This window comes from Pseudomonas sp. P1.31, from assembly GCF_001269815.1.
Taxonomy (GTDB): Bacteria; Pseudomonadota; Gammaproteobacteria; order Pseudomonadales; family Pseudomonadaceae; genus Aquipseudomonas; species Aquipseudomonas rustica.
Window position 1 is genome coordinate 20,670 of the sequence record NZ_LHVN01000038.1, and the last position, 14,705, is coordinate 35,374.

Genomic DNA, 14,705 nt, shown 5'->3' on the forward strand with positions numbered 1-14,705 from the left:
CAGGTATGCAAACGCGCCGGCAGGCCGGCCAGAAAAAAGTCAGGCGCGCCAACGCCAGCGGGCCAGGGCCTTGATGACTTTCATCCAGAGTTTGCGAGTGACCACCACGATGGCGTTTCCAGAATGGGATTGAGAAGCGTCGGGCAACGTTATCTCAGCGGCCGAACCGAGGCAACCGGGAATTAGCTTGCGCAGATCGTCGATCACCAGCGCCGGCGACTCTTCGGCAATCGGTCGGCCATGGTTGTAGCCGTAACTCAGCGCCACGCACTTGACCCCCGCCGCTTTCGCCGCCAGCACATCGCTGCGCGAATCGCCGACGAACAACGATTGCGAGGCCGGGATGTTGGCCATTTTCATCACGAAAAACAGCGCTGCTGGGTCAGGCTTCTTCTGCGGCAAGGTATCGCCGCCGATGATCCACTTGAAGTAGCGGCCGATCTTCATCTGATCCAGCAACGGCGCGACAAAGCGCTCGGGCTTGTTGGTGATCAGCGCCATGGCCACGCCTTGCTTGTGCAGCCACTTGAGGGTGTCGCGCACGCCGGGATAGACCACGGTCAGCTCATGGCTGGCGCCGTAAGCCTCCATGAACACTTCCAGCGCATGCTCGGCCTCGACGTCATCCACCGCCGAATGATCGATGCCACCGGCCAAAGCACGGCGCACCAGAACCGGCGCGCCGTTGCCAACCCACTCGCGCACCGCTTCGATGCCGGCAGGCTGGCGGCCGAGGGAGAGCAGCATGGTGTCCACCGCCGCTGCCAGGTCTGGAACCGAGTCGATCAGCGTGCCATCCAGATCGAACATCACCAGCCGTGGCAGTTTTCCCGGGAACAGCTGCTCAAATCCGCTCATGGGCGCGCCAGCGCCAGTTCGGAGCGCATCTTGTCGATGACTTCCTGGTAGTTCGGCGCATTGAAGATTGCCGAGCCGGCGACAAAAGTGTCAGCGCCAGCCGCGGCGATTTCGCGAATATTGTTAACGTTGACACCGCCGTCGATTTCCAGACGGATGTCACGGCCCGAAGCATCGATGATCGCCCGCGCTTCGCGCAGTTTGTCGAGGGTGCCGGGAATGAATTTCTGCCCGCCGAAGCCCGGATTGACGCTCATCAGCAAGACCATGTCGACCTTGTCGATCACGTACTTGAGCACGTCCAGCGGGGTTGCCGGATTGAACACCAGACCGGATTTGCAGCCGCCTTCACGGATCAGCTGCAGCGAGCGATCAACGTGCAGCGTGGCTTCCGGGTGGAAGGTGATGTAGGTCGCGCCGGCTTCGATGAAATCGCCAACGATGCGATCCACCGGGCTGACCATCAGGTGCGCGTCGATCGGCGCGGTGACGCCGTACTTGCGCAACGCCGCGCAGACCATCGGGCCGATGGTCAGGTTGGGTACGTAGTGGTTGTCCATGACGTCGAAGTGAACGAAGTCGGCGCCAGCGGCGAGAACATTGTCCACTTCCTCGCCGAGGCGGGCGAAGTCGGCGGAGAGAATCGACGGAGCAATTACGAAGGGCTGCATGACGCACCTTTTCTGAGCTAAATCACGATGGCGCGCATTGTAGCCTCATGCTTGAGCGCGCGCACCGTGACCGCGATGATCAGTACGCCGCTCGGTAAATCTTCTCGATATCGACGGCGCTGAGTTTGCGCGGGTTGTTGCGCATCAAGCGCTCAATGCCCGCGGCTTCTGCGGCCATGGCCGGGATCGCCTCTTCCGGTACACCGAAACTGCGCAGGCCGGCAGGAATTTCCACCGCTGCGCACAGGTCGGTCATCGCCTGCACGGCTTTGTCCGCCGCCTCGGCTGCACTTAGATGAGCGGTCTTCACGCCCATGGCTTCGGCAATATCCTGCATGCGCTCCACGCAGGCCATCTTGTTCCAGGTCATGACATACGGCAGCAGCAAGGCATTGCTCACACCATGGGCAATGTTGAAGCGCCCGCCCAGCGGATACGCCAGCGCATGCACCGCACCGACCCCGGCATTGCCGAACGCCATGCCGGCCATCAGGCTGGCAGTGGCCATGTCTTCGCGCGCTTGCAGGTTGGCGCCGTTGGCGTAGGCCTTGGGCAAGGCTTTGGCGATCAGCTTGATCGCGCCGATGGCCAGCGAGTCGGTGATCGGCGAGGCGTTGACCGACAGATAGGATTCGATGGCGTGCACCAATGCGTCGACGCCACTGGCGGCGGTGACGCTGCGTGGGCAGGTCAGGGTCATCTGCGGGCTGACCAATGCGACGTCCGGCAAAAGATAGTCGCTGACGATGCCTTTCTTCAGTTGCGCGACTTTGTCCGAGAGGATTGCGACGTTGGTGACTTCGGAACCGGTGCCGGCGGTGGTCGGGATAGCGATCAGCGGTGGGCCTTTGCGCGGCACCTGATCGACGCCGAACAGATCTTCCAGCGCGCCGTGGTAACCGGCATACGCGGCGACACTTTTGGCGATGTCGATGGCACTGCCGCCACCGAGGCCGATCAAGCCGTCATGCCCGCCCTCGCGGTAAACGCGCATGCAATCTTCGACGATGGCGATTTCCGGGTCTGGCAGCACGCGGTCGAAGATCTCGTACTCGCGCCCGCCCAATTGGCACAGCGCCAGCTCGACCGTGCCGGATTTGACCAGCGCCGCGTCGGTGACGATCAGCGGGTTGTCGATGTCGAGGCGCGTGAGTTCGGCGGCCAGTTGCTCGATGGCGGCGGCGCCGGTGATCAGTTTGTGAGCAATTTTGAACTGGGACAGACTCATCGTGCGCAGCCTCTTATAGATGTGGGAGCTGGGCACAAGATTAGCTGGGGATTTGGGGTTGTCTGCTATTCACTCCATGAATGACCAACGACTAGCCCCTGTCACTGATTGTTCCCACGCTCTGCGTGGGAATACCGCCGGGGACGCTCTGCGTTCCATTCGCGAGCTGGAACGCGGAGCGTCCCGAGAGGCATTCCCACGCAGAGCGTGGGAACGATCAGCGTCAGACCTGAGCAGTGCGCAGTTTTTCGCTGCGGCCGCGTAGCCATTCCAGGGTCAGCAGCAGAATCACCGAGAAAGCGATCAGCAAAGTAGCCGCAGCCGCAATCGTCGGACTGAGGTTCTCGCGAATCCCGCTAAACATCTGCCGAGGCAACGTCGCCTGCTCAGGCCCGGCGAGAAACAACGTCACCACCACCTCGTCAAACGAAGTTGCAAAGGCAAACAACGCCCCGGAGATCACCCCCGGCGCAATCAGCGGCAAGGTAACGCGACGGAACGCGGTCAGTGGCGATGCACCGAGACTCGCGGCGGCACGCACCAGGTTGTGATTGAACCCCTGCAACGTCGCCGACACCGTGATGATCACAAACGGCACGCCCAGCACCGCATGCACGACGATCAGCGAGAAGAAGCTGTTGCCCAACCCCAATGGCGCGAAGAACAGGTAACTCGCCACACCAATGATCACCACCGGCACCACCATCGGCGAGATCACCAACGCCATCACCAGCGCTTTACCGGGAAAGTCACCGCGAGTCAGACCAATCGCCGCCAGCGTACCGAAGATCATCGCCAGCACCGTCGCCGCCGGGGCGACGATGATGCTGTTCTTCAGCGCGCGCATCCATTCCGCCGAGGCGAAGAAGTCGTGGTACCACTGCAGCGAAAAGCCTTGCAGCGGATAGACCAGAAAACTCCCCGAGTTGAACGACAGCGGAATAATCACCAGCACCGGCAGAATCAGGAACAACAGAATCAGGCCGCAGAGGATCCGCAGGCTGTAGAACCACACCCGTTCAACGGGCGACATATAAGGACTCAGCATCTCGAATTCCCCCTTAGCTCAGGCGCAGGCGACTGGCGCCGACCAGCCAGCTGTAAATCAGATAAAGGACCACGGTCGCCAGCAGCAACAATCCGCCGAGTGCGGTGGCCATGCCCCAGTTGATGCTGGTGTTGGTGTAGAAGGCGACGAAGTAGCTGACCATTTGATCGTTCGGGCTGCCGAGCAACGCCGGGGTGATGTAGTAGCCGATGGCGAGGATGAACACCAACAGGCAACCGGCGCCGACACCGGCGTAGGTCTGCGGGAAGTACACCCGCCAGAAACTGGCGAACGGGTGGCAGCCGAGGGAAATGGCGGCACGCATGTAGGTAGGCGAGATGCCTTTCATCACGCTGTAGATCGGCAGGATCATGAACGGCAGCAGGATGTGCACCATCGAGATGTACACGCCGGTGCGGTTGAACACCAGTTCCAGCGGTTTATCGATGATGCCCATGGCCATCAGCCCGCTGTTGATCAGCCCGCCCGATTGCAGCAGCACGATCCATGCGGCGACGCGCACCAGAATCGACGTCCAGAACGGCAGCAGCACCAGAATCATCAGCAGATTGCTTTGCCGCGATGGCAGATTCGCCAGCAGGTAGGCCAGAGGATAGGCGAGCACCAGACAGATCACGGTGATCACCAGGCCCATCCAGAACGTGCGGGCGAAGATGTCGAGGTAGATCGCCTGATCCGGGGTGGCCGGGGCGATTTCGCCGAGGTCGTCGATGCGGTGATCGACCGCTGCCAGCAAGTAATACGGAGTGATGCTGCTGGTGTTGCGTTTGACCGCTTGCCAGTAGGCCGGGTCGCCCCAACGTTCGTCGAGTGCTTCCAGCGCTTCTTTATAAGAGGCCGGTTCGCTGGCGAAAGGCAGCGCCCGGGCGGTTTTGGTCAGCAGGCTGCGATAGCCGGCCAACTCCATGTTCAAGCGCTTGGACAGATCGCCCAGCGTCTGGTTTTTGCGCGCTTCGGCGAGGTCTTCGCCGGCGGCCTTGTAGACCGGTTCAGCGGGCAGGCCGCGGCCGTCCCAACTGGCGATGGCCGCCACGGTGCGCGGCATGCCGCCGACCACTTCGGGGTTGCCGACGCTTTTGTAGAGCAGCGCCACGATCGGCACCAGAAACACCAACAACAGAAACAGCACCAACGGCGCGATCAGCGCTTGAGCCTTCCAGCGGTTGACCCGCTCGGCGCGCTTGAGCTTCTGCTTCAAGGTGGGGCTGTTGCCCTCGTTCAGGGGAACGGCGATGGCCATGACGTACTCCGCAAATCTTTGATCGTTACAGAGGTGGCGAACCACCTCTGTTGTGTTGAAACACAGCTACTGTGGGAGCGAACCTTCCTGTGGCAGCGAACCTTTGTGGCGAGGGGATTTATCCCCGATGGGTTGCGAAGCAGCCCCAAAACCACGCAGCTCGATGCGTCAGGAAGGTTGGAGTCTCAGGTTTACGACTGCTGCGCAGCCGATCGGGGATAAATCCCCTCGCCACAAAATCTCACTCCCCACACAAACTCAGTGCACCAGAAGCTCGCCCTCACAAGAGGGCGAGCCCTCGGGTTATTTCGCAGCCCAGGAGTTGAAGCGCTGTTCCAGTTGCTCGCCGTTGTCAGCCCAGAAGCTGACGTCGATCTGCACCTGGTTGGCGATGTTTTCCGGGGTGGTCGGCATGTCTTTCAGGACGTCCTTGGCCAGCAGCGGCACGGCTTGGGTGTTGGCCGGGCCGTAGGCGATGTTTTCCGAGTAGGTCTTCTGCTGCTGCGGCTGTACGGAGTAGGCGATGAACTTCTTCGCCGCTTCGGCACGCTTGGCGTCGAGACCTTTCGGGATCGCCCAGGCGTCGAAGTCGTAGATGCCGCCGTTCCACACCACTTTCAGGTTGGACTCTTTCTGCACCGCCGCGATGCGACCGTTGTAGGCCGAGCTCATCACCACATCACCGGAAGCGAGGTATTGCGGCGGTTGCGCGCCGGCTTCCCACCACTGAATGCTTGGTTTCAGCTCATCAAGTTTCTTGAAGGCGCGATCCTGGCCGCCCTTGCTCGCCAGTTCTTTGTAGACGTCTTTCGGCGCCACACCATCGGCCATCAAGGCGAATTCGAGGGTGTACTTGGCGCCTTTACGCAGGCCACGTTTGCCCGGGAACTGCTTGGTGTCCCAGAAATCCGCCCAACTGGTCGGTGCGGTTTTCAGCTTGTCGGCGTTGTAAGCCAGCACGGTCGACCACACAAAGAAACCTACGCCGCACGGCTGAATCGCGCCTTTGACGTAGTCTTCGGATTTGCCGAACAGCGCCGGGTCGAGTTGTTCGAACATGTCTTCGTCGCAACCACGGGACAGTTCTGGCGATTCAACTTCGACCAGGTCCCACGACACGCTCTTGGTGTCGACCATGGCTTTGACCTTGGCCATTTCGCCGTTGTATTCGCCGGCGACGATCTTGCCGTTGCCCGCCGCTTCCCACGGTGCATAGAAGGCTTTGACTTGCGCCGCCTTGTTCGCCCCGCCAAACGACACCACGGTCAAATCCGGGCCAGCGGCCATTGCGCTGGCCGCACCCATCAGGCCCAGGGTCAGGGCGGTGAACTTCAGGGATCTCAACATTTATTGTTCTCTCCACGTGCAGGGTTGGTGTTGGTATTGCCGGGGCGATCAGTTCGCCTCTAGAAGTGGATCAAGCGCGCGAACGTGCTCGACCTGCCAGCCAAGCGGTACCACGTCACCGACGGCGAGCGCGGGATCGAGCTCGGCAATCGGTTGTTTCACGAAGAAGTCGGTCTTGCCGCAGACTTCCAGGCGCACCCGGACGTGGTCGCCCAGATAGATGAATTCCGCCACCCTCCCTGAGAAGCGGTTAACGCATTGATCGCTCGACCCGTTGAGGCTGACGCGCTCCGGACGGATCGACAGGGTCACCGGTTCGCCGGTCTTGCCGACATTGACCGCCAGCGCCTCGACCTTTTCGCCACGGCCCAACTCGACCACGCAACGTTCGCCGGTCTGGCTGAGCAGTCGGCCGTTGAGGCGGTTGTTCTCGCCGATGAAGTTGGCGACGAAAGTGTTTTTCGGCTCTTCGTAGAGGCTGCGCGGCGGAGCAATCTGCTGGATTTCGCCCTGATGAAATACCGCGACGCGGTCAGACATGGTCAGCGCTTCACCCTGATCGTGGGTCACGTAGACCACGGTCACGCCGAGGCGCTGGTGCAGGTGTTTGATTTCCATCTGCATGTGTTCGCGCAATTGTTTGTCGAGGGCGCCGAGGGGTTCGTCCATCAACACCAGTTGCGGTTCGAACACCAGCGCGCGGGCCAATGCCACACGTTGTTGCTGACCACCGGACAACTGCGCCGGGTAGCGCGAAGCGAACGCATCGAGCTGCACCATGCTGAGAACTTTCTTCACGCGGTCACTGACGTCGCTTTTGTTCAGGCCACGGACGGTCAGCGGGAACGCGAGGTTTTCAGCGACGGTCATGTGCGGGAACAGCGCGTAATTCTGAAAGACCATGCCGATGTCGCGCTTATGCGGCGGCACGTTATTGATCGAGCGCCCGGCCAGCAGAATCTCGCCGGCAGTCGGCGTTTCGAAACCGGCGAGCATCATCAGGCTGGTGGTTTTCCCGGAACCGGACGGCCCGAGCAGGGTGAGAAATTCGCCTTTGCGAATGTCCAGGTTGAGGTCTTTGACGATCAGGTTCTCGCCGTCGTAGCTCTTCTGCACTCCACGAAAGCTGACCAGCACATCACTGGCCCCTGCGTTTGAATCGACCTGGCTCATACCCACACCTTTGTTGTTGATGACTGCTTGTGGATTAAGCCTAGTGGTTGCTGACAGGCACGCAAATCGGGGCGCAGGAGAGAATCGCCTCAGCCGGATGGAAGGTTGGGGGTAGGGATTGCCCTACAACGATGGCGCTAACGGATACGGCAGTGGCAAGGGGTGAGCGGCGAGCTGCAAGAACAAGCAAAAAACGCGTGTCGCTAACAGATATGCCAACACGGTCTACTGTAGGAGCTGCCGAAGGCTGCGATCTTTTGACTTTATAAACAGCAAAATCAAAAGATCGCAGCCTTCGGCAGCTCCTACAGGGGGCGGGTTCAGAGGAGTTTGTGTTCCATCGCGTATTTGACCAGTTCGGCCAGCGAGGTGATGTTGAGCTTCTGCATCAGCCGCGCCTTGTGGGTGCTGATGGTTTTGCTGCTTAGCGCCAGTTGCTGGGCGATGTCGTTGACGTTGGCGCCTTGGGCCAGGCGCTCGAACACTGAAAACTCACGCTCGGATAGCAACGAATGTAGCGGACGTGCATCGGTCAGGCCGACTTCAAAAACCATCCGATCCGCCAGATCCGGGTCGATATAACGCCCACCCGCCGCGACCTTGCGGATCGCCGTGAGCAACAGCGCCGGATCGCTGTCCTTGGTCGCATAACCGGCCGCGCCGACCTTCAATGCGCGAGCGGCCATCTGCGCTTCGTCGTGCATCGACAGCACCAGAATCGCCGGCGGATTGTTCAGTGCACGAATCCGTGGGATCGCCTCCAGGCCATTGACGCCGGGCATGGAGATATCGAGCAGCACCACTTCGCACGGCACATGGCGCAGGGTTTCCAGCAGTTGTTCGCCATTGCTCGCCTCGCCCACCACTTGCAGATCCTTGGCCAGGCCGATCAATTGCTTGATGCCCTCACGGACGATGGTGTGGTCTTCGGCTACCAGTACACGGATCACGTTCTTCTCCATTGTTCGAATTCAACGTCAGCATCATTCGCGAGCAAGCTCGCTCCCACATTGGAATGCATTTCCCTGTGGGAGCGAGCTTGCTCGCGAAGAGGCCAGCGTCGACACCACAAATCCTCAGACTTCATTCACCGGCACCCAAACATTCAGGCTAGTACCCTCCCCCGGTTCACTCTCCAGCACCAACCGCCCACCCATGATCAACACCCGCTCGCGCATGCCGACCAAACCAAACGAAGTCGGCCTGCCCGTAGCGGCGACAAATCCTACGCCATCATCGGCAACCGTCAGGCACAACTCATCGCCCTCCAGCGCCAGCGTCAGTTCCACAGTATGCGCCTGAGCGTGACGCATCACGTTGGTCAGCGCTTCCTGCAAAATCCGGAACAACCCGATCGCCTTGGCATCACTCAGCGCCGGCAGATTCTCCGGCACCTGCACCAGACATGGAATCTGCGTACGCGCTTCAAATCGTCGCGCCTGCCATTCGATCGCCGACGCGATCCCGGCATCCAGAATCGGTGGACGCAGCGCCGTCGCCACATCACGCACCAATTGGAACAACTGGGCGATCAGGCGCTTCATGCTGTTCAGCCGTTCGTTCAGGCCCGGGTCGAGTTGCGCGTAGGCCAATTCGCACATCGATGTCTCCAGTTTCAGCACCGTGAGCATCTGCCCCAGCTCATCGTGCACTTCGCGGGCAATGCGCGCCTTCTCTTCTTCGCGCACGCTTTCAAGGTGCGCCGACAGTTCGCGCAGCTGTTCACGAGAATCGGCCAGTTCCAGTTCGATGCGTTTGCTCTCGGTGATGTCCCAGACGATGCCGTCCCAGACGTACGCGCCATCCTCCAGTTGCCGGGTGATCGCCTTGATTTCGGCCCAACGCTGCTGGCCCTGTCGCGTAACAATTCTGCCCTGCCACGACCAGTCGCTGTCGGTGTCCAGCGCCTGATCCTGGGTGCGGTGATAACTGGCCTTGTCGTCCGGGTGCACCAGACTGCGCAGGCCCATGTCGCGATGGGCGATGGCGGCCGGCGCGTAGCCCACCAGACTTTCGCTACCCTCGCTGATGTAGGCAAAGTCGATCTGCCCGGTCACCGGCGCGCGCTCCAGCCGGAACACCAATCCCGGCACGTTGGCGGCGATGCCTTGCAGCCGCGCCTCACTTTCCTGCAACGCGGCCAGTGCGCGACGGCGGTCGGTGACGTCGGTGAGGTAGACCACCAGGTATTCACTGTCGCGAAAACGCAGAAAACTCAGCGACACATCCGCTGGCAAAATACTGCCGTCAGCACGCACGCAACTGGTTTCAAAACTCAACGGCCCTTCTTCGCTGGCTCGCGCACGCTTCCACAGGTTGAGCCAGCGATCCATGTGCAGACCCGGTTCGAAGTCGATCAGCGGCCGCTCGATCAACCCGCCCGAGGGATAACCGAGCATGTTTTCCGCCGCGCGATTGGCGTAGCGCACATGGCTGTCCCAGTTGACCCAGAGGATGCCGACGGTGCTTTGATCGATGGAAAATTGCGTCAGCCGCAGCGCTTCTTCGCTGGCGGCGCGCAAGGCAATGTCTTCCCGGGCGGCGAGCAAACGTTGTTCGAGGCTGTGCTGCTGGCGCCGTTGCCAGAACACAATCGCCACGCAACTGAGCAACATCACCGCAAACAACAGCGCGAGGTTTTGCCAGAAGCCCGGCGACTCCGAGAATCGCGGGTATTTCGGTTGCAGCCATTGATTGTGCAAGCGCTCCAGATCTTTCGCCGGGATCGCGCGCAAGGCGCTTTGGACGATACCGGCCAGCTCCGGCCAATCCCGTCGCGAAGCAACCCGCAACAATTGCGGTAGACCGATATCGCCAACCACTACCAGTTCGGCAAATTCCGGCTCCACCGACAGTCGCCCCAGTTGCGCTTCATCGACCACCGCATAGGACGCCTGCTGACTTAGCAGCAACTGCAACGCCTGACGTTCCAGCGGCACGCCTTGCAGGTTGAGATGGGGATAGTTGCCGCGCAGATAATCGGCGGTTGCGCTGGGCATGCGCACGGCGACGCGGGTCTGGCTATCGAGTTTTTCCAGATCGATCGTGGCGCTGGCTTTTTGATCGCTGACCACCAGTTGCGGCACGCGCATGTAGGGGTCGGAAAACTGCCAGAGACGCAGCGCGCTCGGGGTTTGCATCAGGCCGGGGGCGATGTCGATTTCACCTTCGCGCACCGCCGCTTCCAGTTGCGCGAGATCTTGAAAATTGCGCCAGCTCAGTTCGACATTGAGCACCTTGGCCAACGACTTCATCAACTCGACATTGGCTCCGGACAACTTCTGCAAACGCCGGTCGTATTGCGCAAACGGCGCCTGCAACACCAGACCGACGCGCAGTTCATTGTGTTGCGCCAGCCACTGTTGCTGGCTCGCCGTCAATTGCGCAGCGTGCGCCGACGGCTCAGGCACCGCCCAGGCAATCAAGGGAAAGCACAACCAGCCGATAAACCAGAGGCAGCAAAATCGCTTCATTGAAGTCTCATACACTGACAAATTCTGACCAACCCATTAGGCTGCCGGGATACATTTCTGGCCTGGAATAACCGATGCCCTCTGTCTACCGCCTGGCAATGCCAGCATTGTGCCTGTCGCTGATCCTGCCTTGTGCGTTTTCCGTCGAAGCCGCCGATCCGGCGCCCGCCGCCTCGGCGGAAAAACCTGCGGAAGCGAAACCCGTCGAACGCCAGCCACTGCTTGAGCGTAGTCAGGAAGAAGCCGCCGCACTCGGCCGTACGGTTCCGGCGCAAGAGCAGCAACAGTTGCAGGCCGGCAGCGACACCTTCCTCGCCCTGTGGAAAACCGCCAACACCGCCGAACCCAAGGGCGCGGTGATTATCATCCCCGGCGCCGGCGAAACCGCTGACTGGCCGCAAGCAATCGGCCCGTTGCGGCAGAAATTGCCCGACGCCAAATGGAGCAGCCTGAGTATCACCCTGCCCGATCTGCAAAGCGATGCCATCGCACCGCGCGTCGTCGAGCCCGCCGCCGCGCCGAAAGCGCCGGAAACCGGCAGCAAGGATGCCACCACCGCGCAGCCGATTGAGCAGGCCGCCGGCGGTGAAGCCGAGGTCGCCGATCAAGTTGCGGCCGATACTGTGGAAGAACAGGAAAAGGCTGACGGCGAGCGCATCTTCGCCCGCATCGACGCGGCCATTGCCTACGCCGAACAGCAGAGCGCGCGCAGCATTGTCGTGCTCGGTCATGGCACCGGGGCTTATTGGGCGGCGCGTTATCTGAGCGAGAAGCAGACCGCGCAGGTGGAGAAGTTTGTGATGGTCGATGCGCAGACACCGGCCAAAGCCAAACCGGCATTGGCGGAGCTGACACCGACATTGAAATTGCCGACCGCAGATATTTTCTACATGGACAAGGCGCTGGATCGCAATGCGGCGCTGGAGCGTATGCAGGCGAGCAAGCGGTTGAAGACTTCGGCGTTTAGTCAGGTGGCGTTGCAGGCGTTGCCGGATAAAAAGGCTGAGCAGGAACAGTTGTTCCGCCGGGTGCGCGGCTGGTTGAATCCGCAGAACACCGACTGATAAAGCAAAAAGATCGCAGCCTGCGGCAGCTCCTACAGGAAACGCATTCCAAGGTAGGAGCTGCAGAAGGCTGCGATCTTTTGATCTTCAACGGTCAGCGAAAATCCCGCCGCTCACGAATCAATGTGTAGGCATTGTGCAACTCACGCGTACGCTCGGTCGCCTCACGCACCTGCGCCGTCGTTGCTCCCGTGCCGGCAATCTTGTCCGGGTGATGCCGACTCAACAGCCGCCGGTACGCCCGCTTGATCTGCGCCGGTTCGCTATTGGCCGACACCCCGAGCAAACGCATCGCCTCCTGATAACTCACCGCCGCACTGACGATTGGCCGCTTGCCGGGCTCGTAATCACTGGCCAGTGCCTGCACCTGCTGCACTGTCCAGCCCAGCCACTTGCCCCACTGCGCCAACAATTCACGTTCGCTGACACCGGCGCGACCATCGGCCCAGACCATCCGCCAACAGGCGCGCAACACACCCTCGGCAGCATGGGGCTGGCCGCTGAGTCGACGCAGATACCCGCGCAGACTGTCGTTACCCGACTTACCGCGATTGAACGCGGCAATCGCCCGACGCATTGCCGGATCACTCATCTCCAGCGCACGCATTTCGTTGCGCGCCTGCTGGATATGCCCGTCAGTGACGCGCCCATCACTCTTGGCCAGACGCCCGAGCAGCACAAACAACAATTCGTCGTTGCGCAACATCGGTCGACCGCCGAGCTTTTCGCGTAAATGCCCCCAGCTCTGCAAGTGCAGACGCCGATCCAGCGCCTGCCCCAACAAAGCCCCAAGCATGGCCCCCGGAATGCTGGCAATCGCAAATCCCGCTCCGGCTCCAATCAGAGTCCCTGGCCACAACATGTCAGCGACTCGCTTCTATCAATGTTTCCGCTTCCGCGAGACGCTCGTGGGTGCCGACATCCACCCAGTGACCTTTCAGGCGTTCGCCAGTGACTTCGCCTTCGGCCATGGCTTTACGCAGCAGCGGCGCGAGTTTGAAGGCGCCGTCCGTGCAACCGTCGAACAGTTGCGGATGCAGTACCGCGATGCCGCTGTAGGTCAAAGTCGCAGCATTAGCCTGGCCGTCGATCACCTGCCCATCGACCAGAGAAAAGTCGCCGGTTGGGTGATGCGCCGGGTTGTCCGCCAGCACCAGATGCGCCAGACCGTTGATCGGCTGGTGCAGCACGCTGAAGTCGTAATCCGTCCAGATATCACCGTTGACCACCAGAAACGCATCGTCACCGAGCAACGGCAGCGCGCGGAAAATCCCGCCGCCGGTTTCCAGCGGCTCCCCTTCCGGCGAGTACTGGATGCTCAGGCCGAACTGCGAGCCGTCACCGAGGTAATCCTCGATCTGCTGACCGAGCCAGGCGTGGTTGATCACGATCTCGTTGAAACCGGCGGCCGCGAGGGCGCGCAGGTGATATTCGATCAAGGGCACGCCGCCGGCGCGCACCAGCGGTTTAGGAGTGGTCAGGGTCAGCGGGCGCATGCGCTCGCCTTTGCCTGCCGCCAGAATCATTGCCTTCATGCTGTCGCTCCACCCCGCAGGCTGGTGAACAGCGCTTGCAACTCGGCCAGTTCCGGGCGACGGGCAATCACTGCTTCTATATAGGAGAAGAAACGCGGTACGTCAGCCAGGTAACGCGGCTTGCCGTCGCGGTGGCAGATGCGCGCGAAGATGCCGATGACTTTCAGATGCCGCTGCACGCCCATCAGGTCGCTCGCGCGCAGGAAGTCTTCGAAGTTCGACTGCACCGGGATATTCAATGCCGAGGCTTGCTGCCAGTAATTTTCCAGCCAACCGCGCACGCGTTCTTCAGGCCAGCTGAGGAAGGCGTCCTTGAACAGACAGGTGACGTCGTAGGTGACCGGGCCGTAGACCGCGTCCTGAAAATCCAGCACGCCGGGATTCGGCTCGCTGAGCATCAGGTTGCGCGGCATGTAGTCGCGGTGCACCAGCACTTTCGGCTGGGCCAGGGCGCTGTCGATCAACAGATCGCTGATCTGCTGCCACTGCTGTTGCTGGGCCGAATCGAATTCGACGCCGAGTTCACGCTTCACATACCACTCGGGGAACAGTTCCAGCTCACGGCGCAGCAAGGCAACGTCATAACTCGGCAGCGGCGCGACCATCGGCAACTGCTGAAATGCCAGCAGTGCTTGCAGGGCATCGCTGAATAATGCGTCGGCATTTTCGCCATCGATCACGTCGAGATAGGTCTTGTTACCCAAGTCATTAAGCAAAAGAAAACCGCGCTCGAGGTCTTCTGCGTAAATTTTCGGCACATTTATTCCGGATTTCGCCAGCAAAAAAGCGATATCCACGAACGGTTTGCAGTTTTCCTGGGGGGGCGGAGCGTCCATGACGACAAAGCTTTTGCCCTCGCCTTCCCAACGGAAGTAACGGCGGAAACTCGCGTCGCTGCTGGCCGCAGTCAACGTGGCCGGGGGCACAGCGCCCCAACCCTGATCTGCAAAGAGGATTGCCAGCTGTTCATCGAGCCAAACTTTCAGGTGTTGCAAGCGTACATCTTGGTCAGGCATTGCAAGGGTCTCCGACGGCGCTAGCCGTCAA

The 14,705-nt window shown here is 60.8% G+C and carries 13 protein-coding genes; 1 reads left to right on the forward strand and 12 read right to left on the reverse strand.

Features of this window, described 5'->3' with window-relative positions; all coding sequences use genetic code 11:
• Positions 1-39 precede the first annotated feature (39 nt).
• The 9 genes from AD669_RS24465 to AD669_RS24505 all read right to left on the reverse strand — a co-directional run bounded on the left by AD669_RS24465 (position 40) and on the right by AD669_RS24505 (position 11,059).
• Positions 40-858 (reverse strand): phosphoglycolate phosphatase, encoded by an 819-nt coding sequence (locus AD669_RS24465; RefSeq protein WP_053124372.1) that lies wholly within the window; start codon positions 856-858, stop codon positions 40-42.
• The gene (gene rpe, locus AD669_RS24470) at positions 855-1,529 is read right to left on the reverse strand and encodes a ribulose-phosphate 3-epimerase (protein ID WP_007918813.1); all 675 of its coding nucleotides are present in this window, start codon (positions 1,527-1,529) and stop codon (positions 855-857) included. Before rpe ends, AD669_RS24465 begins: the two co-directional genes overlap by 4 nt.
• A gap of 79 nt (positions 1,530-1,608) precedes the next feature.
• Entirely contained in the window at positions 1,609-2,757 is a 1,149-nt protein-coding gene (locus AD669_RS24475; protein ID WP_053124374.1) for an iron-containing alcohol dehydrogenase, read from the reverse strand.
• A 223-nt stretch (positions 2,758-2,980) separates the two neighbouring features.
• Entirely contained in the window at positions 2,981-3,805 is an 825-nt protein-coding gene (locus AD669_RS24480; protein WP_053124376.1) for an ABC transporter permease, read from the reverse strand.
• Between the two features lie 13 nt (positions 3,806-3,818).
• Positions 3,819-5,066 carry an ABC transporter permease gene (locus AD669_RS24485; protein ID WP_007910155.1) on the reverse strand — a complete coding sequence of 416 codons (1,248 nt, stop codon included), beginning with the start codon at positions 5,064-5,066 and terminating at the stop codon, positions 3,819-3,821.
• A 303-nt stretch (positions 5,067-5,369) separates the two neighbouring features.
• Positions 5,370-6,413 carry an ABC transporter substrate-binding protein gene (locus tag AD669_RS24490; RefSeq protein ID WP_053124378.1) on the reverse strand — a complete coding sequence of 348 codons (1,044 nt, stop codon included), beginning with the start codon at positions 6,411-6,413 and terminating at the stop codon, positions 5,370-5,372.
• 48 nt (positions 6,414-6,461) lie between these two features.
• On the reverse strand, positions 6,462-7,586 hold the full coding sequence (locus AD669_RS24495) for an ABC transporter ATP-binding protein (RefSeq protein ID WP_053124380.1): 1,125 nt from the start codon (positions 7,584-7,586) through the stop codon (positions 6,462-6,464).
• 320 nt (positions 7,587-7,906) lie between these two features.
• Complete coding sequence (locus AD669_RS24500) at positions 7,907-8,548, reverse strand: response regulator transcription factor (protein ID WP_172680165.1); 642 nt, start codon at positions 8,546-8,548, stop codon at positions 7,907-7,909.
• Positions 8,549-8,662: 114 nt separating this feature from the next.
• On the reverse strand, positions 8,663-11,059 hold the full coding sequence (locus tag AD669_RS24505; RefSeq protein WP_053124382.1) for a PAS domain S-box protein: 2,397 nt from the start codon (positions 11,057-11,059) through the stop codon (positions 8,663-8,665).
• Between the two features lie 74 nt (positions 11,060-11,133).
• Here AD669_RS24505 and AD669_RS24510 point away from each other — a divergent pair, with 74 nt between their 5' ends.
• Entirely contained in the window at positions 11,134-12,123 is a 990-nt protein-coding gene (locus tag AD669_RS24510) for an alpha/beta hydrolase family protein (RefSeq protein ID WP_053124385.1), read from the forward strand.
• A gap of 94 nt (positions 12,124-12,217) precedes the next feature.
• Here the strand turns inward: AD669_RS24510 and AD669_RS24515 are convergent, their stop codons facing one another.
• Genes AD669_RS24515 through AD669_RS24525 form a run of 3 tightly spaced genes read right to left on the reverse strand, consistent with a single transcriptional unit; the run spans position 12,218 to position 14,674 of the window.
• Positions 12,218-12,985 (reverse strand): TerB family tellurite resistance protein, encoded by a 768-nt coding sequence (locus tag AD669_RS24515; protein WP_053124388.1) that lies wholly within the window; start codon positions 12,983-12,985, stop codon positions 12,218-12,220.
• A 1-nt stretch (position 12,986) separates the two neighbouring features.
• Complete coding sequence (murU, locus tag AD669_RS24520) at positions 12,987-13,658, reverse strand: N-acetylmuramate alpha-1-phosphate uridylyltransferase MurU (RefSeq protein WP_053124390.1); 672 nt, start codon at positions 13,656-13,658, stop codon at positions 12,987-12,989.
• A complete protein-coding gene (locus tag AD669_RS24525; RefSeq protein WP_053124391.1) occupies positions 13,655-14,674 on the reverse strand; it encodes an aminoglycoside phosphotransferase family protein in 1,020 nt (339 codons plus the stop codon). Before AD669_RS24525 ends, murU begins: the two co-directional genes overlap by 4 nt.
• Positions 14,675-14,705: the final 31 nt, after the last annotated feature.